General features: G+C 68.6%; 17 protein-coding genes. 1 reads left to right on the forward strand and 16 read right to left on the reverse strand.

The annotated features are described in order from the left end of the window. From F791_RS0107230 to F791_RS0107255, 6 genes are all read right to left on the reverse strand, one after another. Positions 1 to 1,224: a DUF418 domain-containing protein gene (locus F791_RS0107230; protein WP_018993207.1), complete on the reverse strand. Its 1,224-nt coding sequence runs from the start codon at positions 1,222 to 1,224 to the stop codon at positions 1 to 3. 135 nt (positions 1,225 to 1,359) lie between these two features. Continuing rightward, positions 1,360 to 1,938, reverse strand: a complete 579-nt coding sequence (locus F791_RS0107235) for a glycine zipper domain-containing protein (RefSeq protein ID WP_018993206.1) — start codon at positions 1,936 to 1,938, stop codon at positions 1,360 to 1,362. A 121-nt stretch (positions 1,939 to 2,059) separates the two neighbouring features. Further along, positions 2,060 to 3,241: an 8-amino-7-oxononanoate synthase gene (gene bioF / locus F791_RS0107240; RefSeq protein ID WP_018993205.1), complete on the reverse strand. Its 1,182-nt coding sequence runs from the start codon at positions 3,239 to 3,241 to the stop codon at positions 2,060 to 2,062. Positions 3,242 to 3,265: 24 nt separating this feature from the next. Then, a complete protein-coding gene (locus F791_RS0107245; protein WP_018174894.1) occupies positions 3,266 to 4,018 on the reverse strand; it encodes a class I SAM-dependent methyltransferase in 753 nt (250 codons plus the stop codon). 13 nt (positions 4,019 to 4,031) lie between these two features. After that, on the reverse strand, positions 4,032 to 5,027 hold the full coding sequence (gene bioB / locus F791_RS0107250; RefSeq protein ID WP_018993204.1) for a biotin synthase BioB: 996 nt from the start codon (positions 5,025 to 5,027) through the stop codon (positions 4,032 to 4,034). Next, a complete protein-coding gene (locus F791_RS0107255; protein WP_012983647.1) occupies positions 5,024 to 5,482 on the reverse strand; it encodes a hypothetical protein in 459 nt (152 codons plus the stop codon). Before F791_RS0107255 ends, bioB begins: the two co-directional genes overlap by 4 nt. A 36-nt stretch (positions 5,483 to 5,518) precedes the next feature. On the opposite strand from F791_RS0107255, the gene F791_RS13860 reads away from it, so the two are divergent. Beyond that, a complete protein-coding gene (locus F791_RS13860; RefSeq protein WP_255349324.1) occupies positions 5,519 to 6,271 on the forward strand; it encodes a ComF family protein in 753 nt (250 codons plus the stop codon). A 5-nt stretch (positions 6,272 to 6,276) separates the two neighbouring features. On the opposite strand, the gene ubiA is transcribed toward F791_RS13860, so the two are convergent. From ubiA to F791_RS0107310, 10 genes are all read right to left on the reverse strand, one after another. Beyond that, on the reverse strand, positions 6,277 to 7,146 hold the full coding sequence (gene ubiA / locus F791_RS0107265) for a 4-hydroxybenzoate octaprenyltransferase (protein WP_012983645.1): 870 nt from the start codon (positions 7,144 to 7,146) through the stop codon (positions 6,277 to 6,279). Between the two features lie 91 nt (positions 7,147 to 7,237). Further along, positions 7,238 to 7,903: an OmpA family protein gene (locus F791_RS0107270; protein ID WP_012983644.1), complete on the reverse strand. Its 666-nt coding sequence runs from the start codon at positions 7,901 to 7,903 to the stop codon at positions 7,238 to 7,240. Positions 7,904 to 8,007: 104 nt separating this feature from the next. After that, complete coding sequence (gene aroE / locus F791_RS0107275) at positions 8,008 to 8,856, reverse strand: shikimate dehydrogenase (RefSeq protein ID WP_012983643.1); 849 nt, start codon at positions 8,854 to 8,856, stop codon at positions 8,008 to 8,010. Beyond that, positions 8,853 to 9,869, reverse strand: a complete 1,017-nt coding sequence (gene hemB, locus F791_RS0107280) for a porphobilinogen synthase (RefSeq protein WP_012983642.1) — start codon at positions 9,867 to 9,869, stop codon at positions 8,853 to 8,855. The genes aroE and hemB overlap by 4 nt, the downstream gene beginning before the upstream one ends. Positions 9,870 to 9,891: 22 nt before the next feature. Continuing rightward, positions 9,892 to 10,821, reverse strand: coding sequence for an oxygen-dependent coproporphyrinogen oxidase (hemF, locus tag F791_RS0107285; protein WP_012983641.1), 930 nt, complete (start codon positions 10,819 to 10,821; stop codon positions 9,892 to 9,894). A 16-nt stretch (positions 10,822 to 10,837) separates the two neighbouring features. Further along, complete coding sequence (locus tag F791_RS0107290; RefSeq protein ID WP_012983640.1) at positions 10,838 to 11,431, reverse strand: L-threonylcarbamoyladenylate synthase; 594 nt, start codon at positions 11,429 to 11,431, stop codon at positions 10,838 to 10,840. Then, a complete protein-coding gene (locus tag F791_RS0107295; protein ID WP_012983639.1) occupies positions 11,418 to 13,982 on the reverse strand; it encodes a DNA topoisomerase I in 2,565 nt (854 codons plus the stop codon). The genes F791_RS0107290 and F791_RS0107295 overlap by 14 nt, the downstream gene beginning before the upstream one ends. 141 nt (positions 13,983 to 14,123) lie before the next feature. Next, the gene (locus F791_RS0107300; protein WP_012983638.1) at positions 14,124 to 14,609 is read right to left on the reverse strand and encodes a DUF494 family protein; all 486 of its coding nucleotides are present in this window, start codon (positions 14,607 to 14,609) and stop codon (positions 14,124 to 14,126) included. Beyond that, positions 14,606 to 15,739, reverse strand: a complete 1,134-nt coding sequence (dprA, locus tag F791_RS0107305; RefSeq protein WP_012983637.1) for a DNA-processing protein DprA — start codon at positions 15,737 to 15,739, stop codon at positions 14,606 to 14,608. Before dprA ends, F791_RS0107300 begins: the two co-directional genes overlap by 4 nt. 28 nt (positions 15,740 to 15,767) lie before the next feature. After that, on the reverse strand, positions 15,768 to 16,937 hold the full coding sequence (locus F791_RS0107310; RefSeq protein ID WP_012983636.1) for a LysM peptidoglycan-binding domain-containing protein: 1,170 nt from the start codon (positions 16,935 to 16,937) through the stop codon (positions 15,768 to 15,770). Positions 16,938 to 17,006: the final 69 nt, after the last annotated feature.

Below are 17,006 nucleotides of genomic sequence, written 5' to 3' on the forward strand. Positions count from 1 at the left end.
CTAGCTTGCCAGGCGCCGCCAGAGGGTCTCGATTGGCCCGGGGCCGATGTAGCGTTGCCAGAGCAGGGAGAAGGTGACCTGGAACACCCAGATCGCCAGCACGATGCCGAGCAGTTCGAGGTGCCCGAACTGCGAGAACAGGCCGAGCCCGATCCCGTAGAAGATCATCGCGGCGAGGATCGACTGGCCGATGTAGTTGGTCAGCGCGAGGCGGCCGACCGCCTCGAGGGCGCGGATGACGCCTGGCAGGATCCGCCGCCGCCCGTCGGGGTGGGCCAGCAGGATCACCAGGGCGACCCAGGCCAGGGCAATCGCGACACTGCCCCACAGGTTGGCGATGCGGCCCAGGAACATCGAGTAGCGCAGATCCCACTCCACGGCCGTGTTGAACCACAGCCCCGCCAGTACCAGCGGGATGCCGGCGCCCAGTCCGATCAGCACGACGCGCCGATAGCCGGCCAGTGACCAGGTCCCGTGAAGGAAACCGAGCCGCAGCAGGGCCATGCCGATGAACATCATCGCGAGCATCTGCCACAGGCGCTCGGAGAAGAACATCCACAGCTGCGCAGTCAGTGCACCGGTCGCCCGTTCGCCGGTCGCCGCCAGCCAGTGCAGGGACATCCGGTTGAGCTCGTCGCTGACGACATCGGCGCCGGGCTGCCAGTAGCGCTCGTTGAGCATCTGCAGCCAGTGCTCGGGGACAAGGAAGATCAGGATCGCGCTCAGCACGAGCCAGAGCGCGGTCAGCCCGCCGATCAGGGCGACCCCGAGGCCCAGCAGGGTCATCGGCGGGTGGTCGCGAAAGTGCATGGCCACCAGCCCGCACACCGCATAGGCCGCGAGGATGTCGCCGGGCCACAGGATCAGCCCGTGTGCCAGTCCGATCAGGAACAGCCAGCCCATGCGGCGGCGAAAGCGCTGCTCGAAGGTGTCGGCCGGATGGCGCGAGCCCGAGGCCATCAGCACGACCCCGGCCCCGAACAGCAGGGTCAGCATGCTGATGAACTTCTCGTCCGCTAGCACGTGGACCACGATCCAGGCAATCCAGTCCGCCAGCGGGAGGGGACCCAGTGCCATCGGGTTCAGGTATTCGCTGGAGATACGCCCGAACGACTGGATGTTCATCACCAGGATGCCGAGGATCGCGACTCCGCGCAGCACATCCAGAACGATCACGCGTTCCGGTGCGGACGGGGACGTATTGGCGGGCAGGGTCCGGGCCATGGAGTGAGCCATTCCGTGCTGTGCGGCCCTTCGGTAGCCGGACGGAAGGCGTCGTCGGCCGGGTCAGGGCAGGTTGACCCTGCAGGATAGGCGATGGTGCCCGGGGGCGTTCAAGGCCCCCGGGCCAATGGTCGTTTATCCGCGGATCTCCCAGTGTCCGGGTGCGTCCGGGCAAGCCGTACCGGTGTGGCGTTCGCCGTCGATCATCATCTCGAAGTCGCGGCAGCCGCTGTCGCGAACGCGCCCCGGCGTCATGTGCACCGGCTGCCCATTGGCATTGTCCCAGTAGACGGGTTGTCCGGGCTCGGCCAGTTCCAGGGCATGTCCCATGCAGGCCTGGTCATTGCGGTCCATCTGGCGTCCGATCATGCCGCCTAGCACCGCGCCACCGGCCGCCCCGATCAGAATGGCCACCGGATCGCCGTCGCCGACCTGGTGGCCGATGACGGCGCCGGCACCGCCGCCAATCGCCGCGCCGATTGCGTCGCGGTTGCAGCGGCCGTCCATCACGCCGTAGTCGTGTTCCCAGCGATCGTAACTGTAGCCGTGGTACCCGGCATACCCCGGGTCGTTCTGCGCGCGCCAGCCGTGGGCCGGTGCCCAGGGCGGTGGGGAGGCCAGGGTGTCGGCGGCGAAGCCGAACAGCATCGCGGCCGCCAGCGCCTTCAGATGAGTGGGTACACCGCGTCGGGAATGGTTGCGTTTCCGTGCCATGGTCCGTCTCCTTTCGACCGTGCTCGGCTTCAGCCTCGCGCGGGGTTGCTGAACGGTTCTTTAACAGGGAATGGCGGTTTTCGGAAACGTGAAGGGCGTCAATGCCGGGGTGTGTACGGGTTCACGGAGTCGCATGCTCGAGGGCCTGCTCCAGCGCCCGTAGCAAGGCATCCACCTGAGCCTCGGTGTGGGCGGCGGACAGGGTGATGCGCAGCCGTGCCTGGCCCTCGGGGACTGTGGGCGGACGGATCGCCGGGACCAGAAACCCGGCGGCCAGCAGCCTCTCGGCCACGTCGCTAGCGCGGTGGGCGTCACCGATCTGGACCGGCTGGATGGGGGTCAACGGAGGCGGGTGCTGCAGGCCGAGCCGGTCCAGGCCCGCCCCCAGGCGCTGGAGCAGGCCCTGCAGGTGCGCCCGCCGATCCGTTGCGGCCTCGGCGATGCGCACGGACGCCAGCGTTGCGGCGGCGAGGGCGGCCGGCATCGCGGTGGTGTAGATGTAGGGCCGGGCGGTCTGGATCAGGGTCTCGATCAGGGCTTCGGAGCCGGCAACGAAGGCCCCGGCGGCGCCGAATCCCTTACCCAGCGTGCCCATCAGGATCGGCACATCGTCCGCGCCGAGGCCGTGGTGCTGGCAGCTGCCGCCACCGGTCGCGCCCAGCACCGACAGGCCGTGGGCGTCATCCACCATCAGCCAGGCATCGAACTCGCGCGCCAGCGCGGCTAGCTCCGGCAGGGGTGCGATATCCCCGTCCATGGAGAACACCCCGTCGGTGACGACCAGCCGATGCCCGCGATCGGGAGCCCGCTCCAGGCGATCGCGCAGGTGCCCGGGATCGGCATGACGATAGCGCTGGCTGCGCGCGCCGGCCAGGCGCACGGCATCGATCAGCGAGGCATGGTTCCAGCGGTCCTCGAACACCGTGTCGTGGCGGCCGGCCAGCGTCTGTACCAGCGCCAGGTTGGCCATGTAGCCGGTCGAGAACAGCAGCGCGCGCTCGCGCCCGGTGAAGCGCGCCAGCGCCTGCTCCAGTTCCACATGGGCGCGGGTGTGGCCGTTGATCAGATGGGCGGCCCCGGCCCCAAACCCGTAGCGGTCGAGGGCCTCGCGGGCGGCGGCGGCGACGGCCGGATCGGCCGCCAGACCCAGGTAGTCGTTGGAGCAAAAGGCGACGATCGATTTACCGTCGATGACCTGCTCCGGCTGCTGCGGCCCGTCCAGCGTGCGCAGACGGCGCCAGCGACCGTCCGTGCGCACGCGGTCGAGGCGGGCCTGCAGAAAGGCCTGCAGCGACTCGCTCATGGTGAATGGCTCATGGTGAATCGCTCACGGCCGCAGCCCGGCGCGCAGGAAGATCGGCCAGTGGACGCGGGCGGTGATGTCCGTATTCGGCCACAGCGCGCGCAGGGCCGGCTCCAGCACGGCCAGCGGATCCTGGCCGGCCGTCTGCGCGCGGCGGATGGCTGACCAGGTGCCGAGGTAGCCGAGCAGGGTGTCGCGGCCCCATTCGCGGTCGATCCGAAACTCGGGCGTCTCGATCTCCGGCCAGGGGAACGGCAGGTCGCGGTAGTGGCTGCGGATATGGCTGCGTTCTTCCGGCCACCAGGGCGCCAGGGTGGTGTCGTGAAAGTCGGTCAGCAGGCGGTCCAGCGCCGGGTCCTCGGCGCGCAGGATGCCGTAGCCCCAGATCGCCAGCAGGCCGCCCGGGCGCAGGACGCGTGCAACCTCGTCATGGAACTCGGCGTGGCGAAACCAGTGCGCGGCCTGGGCGACGCAGGCGAGATCCACCGAGGTATCGGCCAGTGCGCAGGCCTCGGCGGCGCAGGCTACTCGGTTGATCCCGGCTGTCGCCGGCAGAGCGGCCAGCAGGGCTGGGGCGGCATCGGTCGCTACGACCTGGGAGAAGTGAGGCTGCAGGCCCTGCGCGGCCTGGCCATTGCCGCTGGCGCAGTCCCAGGCCTGTTCGTGGTGCGGGGTGCGCGCGGCCAGCCAGTCAAAGAGATCGGCGGGGTAGTCCGGGCGGTGGCGGGCATACGCCGCCGCCACCGCCGAGAAATGATCGGGAAAGTCGCCCGCCACTGGCCGGTCGGCATCAGGCCGATGCGGAGGCGGGCCGGTCCGATTCCCCGGGGGCTTCCGGCCCGGTCTCCGGGTGCAGGCCCAGGCGTTCGAACAGCGCGAGGTCGTGGTTCTCGCCGGGGTTCGGTGTGGTCAGCAGGGTGTCGCCGTAGAACAGCGAGTTGGCGCCGGCCAGGAAGCACAGGGCCTGCATCTCGTCGGACATCTCGGTGCGCCCGGCGGACAGGCGCACGTAGGAGGCCGGCATCAGGATGCGGGTGGCGGCGATGGTGCGCACAAACTCCAGCGGATCGAGATGTTCGATCCCGTGCAGTGGGGTGCCCTCGACCTGGATCAGCTGATTGATCGGGACTGACTCCGGGTGCTTCGGCAGGTTGGCCATCTGCTGCAGCAGACGCGCCCGGTCACGGCGCGATTCGCCCATGCCGAGGATGCCGCCGCAGCATACGTTCATGCCCGCTTCGCGTACGTGTTCCAGGGTTTCCAGGCGGTCTTCGTAGGTGCGCGTCGAGATGATGTGCCCGTAGAACTCCGGCGAGGTGTCGAGATTGTGGTTGTAGTAGTCCAGACCTGCCTCGGAGAGGCGTCGGGCCTGCTCGGCCTTCAGCATGCCCAGAGTCATGCAGGTCTCCAGGCCTTCTTCCTTGACCGCACGGACCATCTCGATCACGCGTTCCAGGTTCTTGTCGGTCGGGTTCCGCCAGGCGGCCCCCATGCAGAAGCGGGTCGCACCCTGGGCGCGGGCGTTGCGCGCCGCCTCCAGCACCTCATCCAGTGGCAGCAGGCGCTCGCGTTCCAGCTCCACTTCGTGGTGCGCGCTCTGCGGGCAGTAGGCGCAGTCCTCGGGGCAGGCCCCGGTCTTGATCGACAGCAACGTGCTGACCTGTACTGCGTTCGGATCGAAGTGTTCGCGGTGCACGGTCTGCGCGCGGAAGATCAGGTCATTCAGCGGCAGGTCGAGCAGGGCCTCGACCTCGTCGGTGTTCCAGTCGTGTCGGGGCGTGCTCATGAGTGTGGCTCCTTGTCGGCTTCCGCCGGGATGGCGACATCGGCCCAGGGTTCGCGGTAGACGCGGAACAGGGCGTAGACCGTCCACGGCAGCAGGATGGCGGCAGCCACGGCCCAATAGGCGCGGTAGTAGGCCAGATCCGGCGGGAAGAAGGTGGCGACCCCGATCAGCAGGCCCATCAGCGCGTAGTAGCGATAGGCCGCCCACTGCGTGAAATGGCCCACGCGCGGATCGGGGTGGTGCTTGTTCAGGGCGTACACCAGCATGGAGGCGCCAAACCACAGCACTAGCGGCACGATGCCCATGATCGCGGCAATGATGAAGCCGACTCCGACCCCCTCGCTGCTAACCACAAACAGCGGGATGCCGGCAATCGACACGCTGATCAGATTGCCGACGTCGAACATCGCGGCGGCGCGCCGCGAACTGCGTGCAGAGACGGTCTTGGTCGCCATGGACTACCCTGAATGCAAAAGCGGAAGCATACCATCATGGCTCATCCCCCTTCAGCCACGCCGGGGCAAACTGGAGAGCGATCGGGCGCGCTGCGTGCGCTGAGCGCCTGGGCGGCCCGGGCGCTGTATCCCGACCACTGTGGCTTGTGTCTGGCCCCGTTGCCGGAGGGCGGGGCCATCTGTCCTGCCTGCCGCAAGGACCTGGTGCGGGTGGAGGCCCCGTGCCCGGGTTGCGCGGCACCCCTGCCGGCGACAGTGGCCTGCCCCGCCTGTCAGCGCCGCCCTCCGGCAGTAGACGCCCTGCGGGCGCCATGGGCCTATGCCTGGCCGCTGGATCGGGTGCTGCTGGCCTACAAGCGCAGCGGCCACGCCCGCGCTGAACGGATCCTCGTGGACCTGGCCGCACAGGCAGCCCGCGAACGCCGGGATGTGCCGACACCGTTGCCTACCCGCGTGGTGCCCGTTCCATTGCACCCCTCGCGCCTGCGCGAGCGCGGGTTCAATCAGTGCGAGCCGCTGGCGCGGTGCGTCGCCGAGGTCCTGGGGCTCCCGCTGGATACCGCATGCGTTCGCCGCGTACGGGCCACGCCTTCGCAGCAGACGCTGAGCGGTCCACAGCGGCGCCGGAACCTGCGCGATGCATTTGCCGTGAACGCGGAGTTGGCGGGCGAGCGGGTGCTGCTGGTGGACGATGTGGTCACGACCGGGGCGACCCTGGATGCGCTGGCCCGTGCGCTGCGGGCGGCGGGAGCGGCATCGGTCGAGGGTCTGGCGCTTGCCCGCGCGTAACCGAGTTAGCCCCCCAGATGATGGTCTGCGATCATCGCGAGCAGGACCACGGCACCGAGATAATGGTTGTTCTTGAATGCCCGCAGGCAGTCGGTCGGCTCGCGTTCGGCGATCAGGAACTGCTGGTAGAACATCAGCATCGCCACGATCACCAGCCCCGCCGTGTAGTAGCCGCCGAGCCCGGCATGCTGGCCGATCAGGTACAGCCCCAGCCAGACGAGCACCTGGAGCCCCGCGGTGATCAGACGGTCCATCTCGCCGAACGCGATGGCGGTGGACTTCACCCCGATTTTCAGGTCGTCCTCGCGGTCCACCATGCCGTAGAAGGTGTCATATACCACGGTCCAGGCCAGCACGGTCACGTACAGCAGCCAGGCGAGCGGGGGCGGGTGGTCCCCGGTGACCGCGGTAAAGGCCATGGGCACCGCCCAGGCGAAGGCCGCGCCCAGGTGCACCTGCGGAAAGTGGTGGAAGCGCTTGGCGAAGGGATAGGTGGCGGCCAGCACCACTGCGACCAGGGAATAGAGAATGGTCAGCAGGTTGGTGAACAGCACCAGCACGAAGGCGGTCAGCGCCAGCACGGCGAAGGTTGCCAGGGCCTCGTTCGGGGTGATGGTGCCCAGTGCCAGCGGGCGGTCGCGCGTGCGGGCGACATGGGCGTCGAAGTCGCGGTCCGCGTAGTCGTTGATCGCACAGCCGGCCGAGCGCATCAGCACGACGCCGGCAACGAAGATGAAGATCAGCGAACCCGGCGGCCAGCCCTCGGCTGCGATCCAGAGCGCCCACAGAGTCGGCCACAGCAGCAGATAGATGCCGACAGGCCGGTCCAGGCGGACCAGTCGGGCCAGTTCCCACAGGCGTGCACGTGCGTCCATGGCGGCCAAGCTTACCAGCCCGGCGCGCCGGATGGATGAGGAAGGGGGCGGGTCGGGCAATCCCCGGCCCGATCGTGCTGGGGGCCGGCGCTCAGTCCGCGGTCAGCGGGAACAGGGTCAGTTCTACACGCCGGTTCAGCGCGCGGCCCTCGGCGGTTTCGTTGGTCGCGATGGGCTGATGCGGCCCGAAGCCGACGGTGTCGACGCGCACCGACTGGACGCCGCGCCGTATCAGGGCGCGCCCGACGCTCTGAGCGCGCCGTTCCGACAGGTCCATGTTGTACTCGACGCGTCCGGTGATGTCGGTATGGCCGGCGACCTCGATACCGGTCTGGTCGTATTCGGCCAGGACCAGCGCCACCGAGTTCAGCACCTCCTCGAACTCCGGTTTGATGTCGGTGCGGTCTATATCGAAGGTGATGTGCCCGGGCATGTTCAGGATGATGTTGTCGCCGTCGCGGGTCACGCTGACACCGGTTCCCCGCAGCTGCTCGCGCAGCTCGGCCTCCTGGCGGTCCATGTAGTTGCCGATCGCACCGCCGGCCAGGGCCCCGATCCCGGCCCCGATCATCGCGCGCTGGGTGCGGTTGCGGCGGCTGGTGATGCTGCCGACCACGGCCCCGGCAGCCGCGCCGACACCGGCGCCGATGGCCGTGCGCGATACCCGCTCCTCGCCGGTATAGGGATCCGTGGTGGTACAGCCGATGGCGAAGGTCAGAAAACCGACCAGTACCAGAACACCAATGCGCGAGATCATGCTTGCCCCCCAGCCGGGAAGGAACTCCCGGGTTTCAGTCTGCGCCCACGGGCGCGCTCGGGAACAGGATTGCGCCGTTGCTTGAACGGAAGGTGAACCGGGCGTCAGGCCGTGTCGTTTTCGTGACGCAGTTGGCGCAATACCGGGGTGGTGTCGGGGTGGATGCCGCGCCAGGTCGCGAAGGCCTCGGCGGCCTGCTCGACCAGCATGCCCAGGCCGTCCGACGTCTGCCGGCAGCCAGCATCCCGGGCCCAGTCGAGGAACCGGGCCGCACCGGGGCCGTAGACCAGGTCGTAGGCCAGGCTGTCCGGGTGCACCAGCGTCGCGGGCAGGTTCAGGCCCGCGTCGGACAGGCCGGCGGCGGTGGCGTTGATGACCAGATCGAACGGGCCGGCGGGCAGGGCGTCGAGGCCGCAGGCGGAGAGCTCGGTATCGATCGCCAGGTCGGCGAAGTCCTCGGCCAGTGCCTCGGCCCGCGCCGCAGTGCGGTTGGCGATCACCAGCTGTGCGGGGTGGCGCTCCAGCAGGGGCTGCAGCAGCCCGCGGGTCGCGCCGCCGGCCCCGAGGATCAGGATGCGCCGGCCGGGCACCTCGCCACCCAGGCGGTCGAGGTCGCGGCAGAAGCCGATGCCGTCGGTGTTGTCGCCGTGGAGCTGGCGCTCGTCGTCGCGCCAGAGGGTGTTCACGGCGCCGGCGCGCCGGGCGCGGTCGGTCAGGACCCGGGCCAGGGCGAACGCCTCTTCCTTGAACGGGACGGTCACGTTCAGGCCGCGGAACCCGGAGGAGAACCATGCCCAGACCTCCTCGGCGAACTGCCCCGGGGTGCCGAGCAGGGCCTCGTAGGTCAGGTGCTGCCCGGTCTGTTCGGCGAATAGGGCATGGATGCGCGGCGACAGCGAATGGCGGATCGGGTTGCCGACCACGCCATAACGATCGGGGCGCGGCTCGCTCATCGGGCCGCGTCCTCCGTCAGCCATTCGGCCACGGTGCGGGCGTAGTAGGTGAGGATGCCGTCGGCCCCGGCGCGCTTCATGCCGGTCAGGGCCTCCAGCACGCAGGCGCGCTCGTCCAGCCAGCCGCGTTCGGCGGCGGCCTTGAGCATCGCGTACTCGCCGGAGACGTGATAGACGAAGGTCGGGCGCTGGAACTCGTCGCGAATCCGGCGGACCACGTCCAGGTACGGCATCCCCGGCTTGACCATCACCATGTCGGCGCCCTCGGCCAGGTCGAGCGCGACCTCGTGCAGGGCCTCATCGCCGTTGGCCGGGTCCATCTGGTAGGTCTCCTTGCCGCCCTTGCCCAGATTGCTGGCCGAGCCCACCGCATCGCGGAACGGCCCGTAGAAGGCCGAGGCGTACTTGGCGGAGTAGGCGAGGATGCGCGTGTGCACGTGCCCGCCATCTTCCAGCGCGGTGCGGATCGCGCCGATGCGCCCGTCCATCATGTCGGAGGGGGCGACCACGTCGGCCCCGGCCGCGGCATGCGACAGCGCCTGCTTCACCAGCGCCTCGACGGTGATGTCGTTCACCACGTAGCCGTCATCGTCGATGATGCCGTCCTGGCCGTGGGTGGTGAACGGGTCCAGGGCGACGTCGGTGATCACGCCGAGCTCGGGGTGGGCCTGCTTCAGCGCGCGTACCGCGCGCTGGGCCAGGCCCTCGGGGTTCCAGGCCTCGGCGGCATCCAGGCTCTTCTTCTCGCCCGGGACCACCGGGAACAGGGCCAGCGCCGGGATGCCGAGGCGCACGGCGGCGGCCGCCTCCTCCAGCAGCAGGTCGATGCTGACGCGCTCCACGCCGGGCATCGACGGCACCGCCTCGCGCACCCCTTCGCCCTCGGTGACGAACACCGGCAGGATCAGGTCGTCCGCGCGCAGGTGATGCTCGCGCATCAGGCGGCGGGAGAAGGCGTCGCGGCGCATGCGGCGCGGACGGCCGGCGGGATAGGGGGCGATCGGTGCGGTCATGCGGGTCGTCCTTGTTGGTGGGTCAGCCGGCGGACTCGGCCAGCCAGTCGCGCGGCTTCAGATAGCGCTCGTAGAGTTCGGCCTCGGGCGTGCCGGCCTCCGGCTGGTAGTTGTATTCCCAGCGCACCAGCGGCGGCAGCGACATCAGGATCGACTCGGTGCGCCCGCCCGACTGCAGGCCGAACAGGGTACCGCGGTCGTAGACCAGATTGAACTCGACATAGCGCCCGCGCCGGTAGAGCTGGAACTGGCGCTCGCGCTCGCCGTATTCGGTCGCGTGGCGACGCTCGACGATCGGGCCATAGGCATCCAGATAGGCATTGCCGACGCTCTGCATGTAGCCGAAGGCGTGCTCGAAGCCGCCCTCGCTGAAGTCGTCGAAGAACAGCCCGCCGACGCCGCGCGGCTCGTCGCGGTGCTTGAGATGAAAGTACTCGTCGCACCACTGCTTGTGCGCCGGGTAGAGGTGCTCGCCGAACGGACGACAGGCGGCCTCGGCCGTGCGGTGCCAGTGGATGCAGTCCTCGTCGAAACCGTAGTACGGGGTCAGGTCGAAGCCGCCGCCGAACCACCAGATCGGCTCCTCGCCGGGCTTCTCCGCGATGAAGAAGCGCACATTCGCGTGCGAGGTCGGCACATACGGGTTGTGCGGGTGGATCACCAGCGACACGCCGGTGGCCTGGAACGAGCGTCCGGCCATCTCCGGGCGGTGCGCGGTGGCCGAGGCCGGGAGGTTGTCGCCCATCACATGGGAGAAGTTGACCCCGGCCTGCTCGAAGACCCGCCCCTCGTGCATTACACGGGTGCGGCCGCCGCCGCCGGCCGGGCGTTCCCAGGCGTCCTCCTGGAAGCGGGCCTGGCCGTCCAGGCCCTCGAGACCCTGGCAGATGCGGTCCTGCAGGCCCTGCAGGTAGTCGATGACACGGTCGATGGAGACGTGGTCCTGGCTCATGCTGCGTCCCGGTTGGTTATTCGTGGGTATCCGGCGCGCCCCGGAGCCAGGCCCCGGTGCGGGCATCGCGGATCGTGCTGGGTGCGGTGCGCCCGCCACATTCTGCCTGCAGGATCGCGTCGATGCCCGCCCCGAGCTGCGTGTTCACGCAGTCCCAGGTGCGGCAGGGCTCTATGCCCGCGCGGTTGGCGCTGGTGGAGACCAGGGGGCTGCCCGCGGCCGCGCACAGCGCGCGCGTCTCCGGGTGGGCGGTGACGCGTACCGCGAGGCTGTCGTGTTCGCCGCGCAGCAGCGGCGGGCAGGCATCGGTGACGGGTAGCAGCCAGGTGGTCGGCCCAGGCCAGCTGGCGTCGATCTCGGCCCGGCGTTCGGCCGGTAGCGGCGCCAGCCAGGGCGCGAGGCGATCCAGCCGGTCGGTGACCACAATCAGTCCCTTGGTGGCCGGGCGGCCCTTGATCTCGAGGATGCGATCGATCGTCCGGGGGTCATCCGGGCGGCAGCCAAGGCCGAAGACCGCCTCGGTGGGGTAGGCGACCACGCCGCCGTCGCGCACGCACTGCGCGACGGGCTCGATCTCGGGGGTTAGCAGCGGTTGGCTATTCGGATCCACGGTCGCCGGAGGGCTGGGCACTCAGGCGGCTGTCGCCGCTGCCGGATTTCGCGCTACCAGACTTGGCGGTCGAAGCCTTCTTCGCCGGGGCCTTCTTCGACGTGCTCGTCTTCTTTGCGGTGGCCTTTTTCGTGCCCGTCTTGCTGGCGGCCTTCTTGGTGGTGGCTGCCTTTTTCGTGGTCGTCTTCTTTGCGGTCGACGACTTGGAGGCGGTCTTCCCGGAGGACTTGCCGGTCGACTTGGCCGCCCCCTTGCGGCCGCGGCCCTTGCGTTCCGGGGCGGCGGCGATCAGTTCCTGGCACTGCTCCAGCGTCAGGGACTTGGGATCGGTCTCCTTGGGGATCTTGGCGTTCTTGTTGCCGTCGGTCACGTAAGGGCCGTAGCGCCCGTTGAGGACCTGGATGCCCTCTTCGTCGAAGCTCTTGATGAAGCGTTCGGCGTCCTTCTTCTTCTTCTCGGCGACGATCTCCAGCGCGCGCGGCAGCTCGATGGTCCAGACGTCGTCGTCCGGGCCGAGGGAGGCGTACTTGGAGCCGTACTTCACGTACGGTCCGAAGCGGCCGATGTTGACCATCACCGGCTCGCCCTCGGGCGTCTCGCCGAGGTCGCGCGGCAGCTTGAACAGCTCCAGCGCCTCGTCGAGGGTGATTTTGTCCATCTTCTGCCCGGGCAGCAGGCCGGCGAAGCGCGGCTTCTCCTCGTCGTCCTTGGTGCCGATCTGCACGATCGGGCCGAAACGGCCCAGGCGCACGCTGACCGGGCGTCCGCTCTGCGGATCGGGGCCCAGTTCGCGCGACTGCACGGCCTCGGCGCGAGTGACGTTTTCTTCCTTCTCCTTCACCCGGTCGCGGAAGTCGCCCCAGAAATCCTCCAGCACCGGGACCCAGTCCTTCTCGCCGCGCGAGATCGCGTCCAGCTCGTCTTCCAGCTTCGCGGTGAAGTCGTAGTCCACGTAGCGGTCGAAGTGCTGGGTCAGGAAGCTGTTCACGATCCGGCCGGTGTCGGTCGGGATGAAGCGCTTGCCGTCCATCTCCACGTACTCGCGCGACTGCAGCGTGGAGATGATGCTGGCGTAGGTGGACGGACGGCCGATGCCGTATTCCTCCAGCGTCTTCACCAGGCTGGCCTCGGTGTAGCGCGGCGGCGGCTCGGTGAAGTGCTGGTCGGCGGTGACCTCTTCCAGCTGGACCGTGTCGCCCTCGGCCATTTCCGGCAGGCGCTTGTCCTCGTCGTCATCCTGCGCGTCGTCGCGGCCCTCCTGGTAGACGGCGATGAAGCCGGGGTCGACCAGGGTGGAGCCGGTGGCGCGGAACTGGTGTCGGCTGTCACCCGGGACCAGGTCGGCGGCCACGGTGTCGAAGGTCGCGTGGATCATCTGGCAGGCGACGGTGCGCTTCCAGATCAGGTCGTACAGCCGGGCCTGGTCACTGCTCAGGCGGGCGCGGACCTCGTTCGGCAGGCGGCGCACGGAGGTCGGGCGGATAGCCTCGTGGGCCTCCTGCGCGTTCTTCGACTTGGTCTTGTACTGGCGCGGGCTGTCGGGGACGTTGTTGGCGCCATAGCGCTCCTCGATCAGGCCGCGGATCTCGCCAATCGCCTCGCCGGCCAGGGCCACCGAGTCGGTACGCATATAGGTGATCAGGCCGATCGCGCCGGAGCCCAGATCGATCCCCTCGTACAGCTGCTGCGCGGTGCGCATGGTGCGCGATGCGGTGAAGCCCAGCTTGCGCGAGGCCTCCTGCTGCAGGGTCGAGGTGGTGAACGGCGCGGCCGGGTTGCGGCGGCGCTGCTTCTTCTCGACCTTGGCGACACGCAGCTCGCCGTTCGCGGCCTCGGTCAGACGCTTCTGGGCATCGTGCGCGAGCTCGGCGCTGTTCAGGTCGAACTGGTCCAGCTTGTTGCCGTCCAGGTAGGTCAGGCGCGCGGTGAACGGCTGCTCCTGGCGCTCGACCTTCGCATCCAGGGTCCAGTATTCGCGCGGGACGAAGGCCTCGATCTCGTTCTCGCGCTCGCAGATCATGCGCAGTGCCGGGCTTTGCACGCGCCCGGCGGACAGGCCGCGCTTGATCTTGCGCCACAGCAGCGGGGAGAGGTTGAAGCCGACCAGGTAGTCCAGCGCGCGGCGCGCCTGCTGGGCATCGATCAGCGGCTTGGCCAGGTCGCGCGGTTCCTCGATCGCCTGCTGGATCGCCTTCTTGGTGATCTCGTGGAACACGACCCGATGCACGCCACGATCGTCTAGCAGGCCGCGGTCACGCAGCACCTCGTAGAGATGCCAGGAGATTGCCTCGCCTTCACGGTCGGGGTCAGTCGCGAGGATCAGGTCATCGGATTTCTTCAGCGCCTTGGCGATCGCCTCGATCTGCTTTTCGCTGCGCTCGATCACGTCGTACTTCATGCGGAACCCGTTTTCCGGGTCCACCGCCCCTTCCTTGGGGACCAGGTCGCGGACATGGCCATAGGAGGCCATGACCTGGTAGTCCGGGCCGAGATATTTTTCGATGGTCTTGCCCTTGGCGGGCGACTCTACAATGACGAGGTGCTTGCTCATGTCGCTCGGGACCGTCTCCGTGGCAGCGGGTTCCGTATCGGGGCGATCGCGGTCGCATGGCAGCGACCGGGTTCACGGGCGCTAAAGACTAGAGGAGGAAAACGCCCGTGGCTACCGCATTGTCTGCGGAGGACGGTGGACTCAGTGCAGATAATCCACGGCCGACGGGCCGGCATCGTCGCGCATCACCTCTTCCAGGCGGGAATAGGCGATCGCATCGTCGGGCTGGTTGAACAGCACCATCAGCACCACCCAGCGCAGCTGGTCGAGGTCGATCTCCTCGGCGTCCAGTTCCATCACGCGGTCCAGTACCAGCTCGCGGGTGCCGGCGGTCAGCAGCCCGTTTTGCTCCAGGTGCAGCAGGAAGCCGTGCGCCTCGGTGTCCAGGCGCTTGCGCTCTTCCGGGGCATAGATGCGCTGGGCCGCGCTGTCGCCGCCGCGACCGGTGAGGGGGGCCTCGCTCATCAGGCGATCCAGCCAACCCAGGGCGCGGTCGATCTCGGGGCGGGCGAAACCGGCCTCCACCAGGTGGCGTTCCAGTTCCGCGCGATCCGGCTCCTCGTCGGATTCCTCGTCCATGGTGTGCTCGAACAGGTACATGAGCACATCCAGCACGCTTTCGTTCATGATTCAGGGGATCCTGCGTCGAGGCGCTGGTAGCGCCCGTGGTCGAGGGCGGCCACACGGCCGTTGAGTTCCAGCAAAACCAGCATGGATGAAAGGCGCTCGATGGTCAATTTGGTGCGATCCCGCAGGGTTTCCAGCGGGATCGGGTCAAAACCCATCGCGTTCAGCACGCGTTCCTGCTCCGGATCCAGTGGCTCCCGGGCCGGTTCCGGTGGTGTGCTGGCTGTCTCCCCGGGGGCGACGCCGAGCCAGTCCGCCAGGTCTTCCAGCACCTCGTCGGCCGATTCCACGAGTTGCGCCCCATCACGGATCAGGCGATGGCAACCTCGGCTGACCGGGCTCAGTACCGAGCCCGGCACCGCGTAGACCTGCCGGCCCTGTTCCGCCGCCAGGCGGGCGGTGATCAGCGATCCGCTCTTCAGCGCGGCCTCGACCACGACCGTGCCCAGGGCCATGCCGCTGATCACCCGGTTGCGCTGCGGGAAGTTGCGCGCCAGTGGGCGCGTGCCGGTTGGCCACAGCGATACGACCAGTCCGTGATCCGCGATGCGGTGGGCGAGGCGACGATGCTGCGCCGGGTAGATGCGGTCGGGGCCGGTCGCGACGACTGCGATCGTGCGGCCACCGGGGGCAGCCAGGGCGCCCTCGTGGGCCACCCCGTCGATGCCGCGCGCCAGGCCGCTGGTCACCACCACGCCGGCACCGGCGAGCTCGCGCGCGAACTCCCCGGCCAGGCGTTCGCCCTGCGGCGTGCACTCGCGTGCGCCGATGATGGCGATCTGCGGCCGATGCAGCAGGCTCGGGTCGCCGTTCAGGTACAGGACCGGGGGCGGATCGGGGATTTCGGCCAGTAGCGGCGGGTAGTCGGGGTCATCCCGGCATAGCAGGTGGTGCCGCTCGTCCTGGTCGAGCCAGGCCTGGTCGGCATCGGCGGCTGCCGTGCGGGCCGCCGGGTCGATATTCAGCTCGACGCCGTGATGGCGCCATTCGCTAGGAGAAGCGGCCAGGGCGGCGCCGGGACCGCCAAAGGCCTCGACCAGATGCAGCAGGCGCTGGTGGCCGAGCCCCGGGGTGTTGATCAGTTCCAGCCAGGCGCGCTGATGCGTCGCCCGGTCCCAGTCGTCGGTCATCGGTGGTGCGGATGCCCGTGCGAGCGGATCAGTGCGACGGATGGCGGACCTTGTCACCCTCGCGCAGGGTGCGGTCGGACTCCGTGACCAGGATGTAGGAGACCTTCTCGAAGGTCTGGAACACCATCACCGTTCCGACCGATTCCTCGGGCAAGGTCACGACCTCGTTCGCCCGGTCGCTGATCGGGTCGCGAACCTGGCGGCCGGCGGTGTAGGCGGTCATCACCTGGCCGTTCTCGATGCCGTCACGCTCGCCACGGTTGATGATCGCAGCCTGGAGCTGGCCGATCTGGCTGATCGCGTCGAACAGGGAGATGATCGTGCCCTCCAGGTCTTCTGGCGGACGTCCGATCTCGAACAGCATGTCCTGTTCATCGGCATAGGGGACCAGGCGGTCGCCACGGATGGCTTCGCGCTCACCCTTGCGGATGTTTGCGCGTGCCACGTTGCCGGGCTCGACGATCTCGGCCTCGCCAATCGGCAGGGTCGCAATGCCCAGGTTCTCGCCGGTGTCCGGGTCCACCAGCTCGCCGTCACGACGCACGATGTGATAGAGGTCGTATTGCTGGGTGTCTTCGGCATTGCGCACGTAGACGCGGTCGCCCGGGCCGAAGATCACGCGCTCATCCTGCGAGGCCAGGATGTAGGGGGCGTTGTCCAGCGTCTCGTCGTCCAGCACCTGCGGACGGAACATGAACGACTGCAGCGTGGAGATCGGGGTCGCATCCTCATCGCGATCGACTACGCGAATCTCGGGCGACAGACGCTTGGTCGGGCGAACGCGCGGGCCGCCATCCACGGTGATGCGCGGTTCGCCGTCCACGTAGTAGATGCTGAGTACGTCGCCCGGATAGATCAGATGCGGGTTCTCGATCTCGGGGTTCACCAGCCAGATCTCCGGCCAGTACCACGGATCGCGCAGGAACATCGCGGCGATGTCCCACAGGGTGTCGCCCTCGCGGACCACGTAGCGTTCGGGAGCGGATTCGCGGATCTCGGGTTCCGGCTCCGGGGTCTCGGCGGCCCGGTCGGTTTCGCGGGAGGTGTCCTCGCTGCGGGCCGTTTGTGTGGCCTCGGTGTCCTCGGCGGTGGCAGCCCCCTCTTCGGTCTGGGTGGCTGCGCAGGCGCCGAGCAACAGCGTTACACTGAATAAAATGCCCGGCAGAACGAAGGTCGTGGTCGCCCTGGTCTTGTACATTGCTGTCCCCTGTCAGATCCGCGCGCTCCCCGAGCCTTCTTTTGCTTTAGCCCGGCCCCATGCGGATGA

It is taken from the genome of Thioalkalivibrio sp. ALRh, assembly GCF_000381425.1.
Classification (GTDB): domain Bacteria; phylum Pseudomonadota; class Gammaproteobacteria; order Ectothiorhodospirales; family Ectothiorhodospiraceae; genus Thioalkalivibrio.

Bases quoted from the DNA above. Each gene is read 5' to 3' on its own strand.
- F791_RS0107310 (WP_012983636.1), bottom strand. From the start codon at position 16,937: ATGTACAAGACCAGGGCGACCACGACCTTCGTTCTGCCGGGCATTTTA.
- bioF (WP_018993205.1), bottom strand. From the start codon at position 3,241: ATGAGCGAGTCGCTGCAGGCCTTTCTGCAGGCCCGCCTCGACCGCGTG.
- F791_RS0107235 (WP_018993206.1), bottom strand. From the start codon at position 1,938: ATGGCACGGAAACGCAACCATTCCCGACGCGGTGTACCCACTCATCTG.
- F791_RS0107300 (WP_012983638.1), bottom strand. From the start codon at position 14,609: ATGAACGAAAGCGTGCTGGATGTGCTCATGTACCTGTTCGAGCACACC.
- F791_RS13860 (WP_255349324.1), top strand. From the start codon at position 5,519: ATGGCTCATCCCCCTTCAGCCACGCCGGGGCAAACTGGAGAGCGATCG.
- F791_RS0107255 (WP_012983647.1), bottom strand. From the start codon at position 5,482: ATGGCGACCAAGACCGTCTCTGCACGCAGTTCGCGGCGCGCCGCCGCG.
- F791_RS0107295 (WP_012983639.1), bottom strand. From the start codon at position 13,982: ATGAGCAAGCACCTCGTCATTGTAGAGTCGCCCGCCAAGGGCAAGACC.
- aroE (WP_012983643.1), bottom strand. From the start codon at position 8,856: ATGAGCGAGCCGCGCCCCGATCGTTATGGCGTGGTCGGCAACCCGATC.
- F791_RS0107270 (WP_012983644.1), bottom strand. From the start codon at position 7,903: ATGATCTCGCGCATTGGTGTTCTGGTACTGGTCGGTTTTCTGACCTTC.
- hemB (WP_012983642.1), bottom strand. From the start codon at position 9,869: ATGACCGCACCGATCGCCCCCTATCCCGCCGGCCGTCCGCGCCGCATG.
- ubiA (WP_012983645.1), bottom strand. From the start codon at position 7,146: ATGGACGCACGTGCACGCCTGTGGGAACTGGCCCGACTGGTCCGCCTG.
- bioB (WP_018993204.1), bottom strand. From the start codon at position 5,027: ATGAGCACGCCCCGACACGACTGGAACACCGACGAGGTCGAGGCCCTG.
- dprA (WP_012983637.1), bottom strand. From the start codon at position 15,739: ATGACCGACGACTGGGACCGGGCGACGCATCAGCGCGCCTGGCTGGAA.
- hemF (WP_012983641.1), bottom strand. From the start codon at position 10,821: ATGAGCCAGGACCACGTCTCCATCGACCGTGTCATCGACTACCTGCAG.
- F791_RS0107230 (WP_018993207.1), bottom strand. From the start codon at position 1,224: ATGGCCCGGACCCTGCCCGCCAATACGTCCCCGTCCGCACCGGAACGC.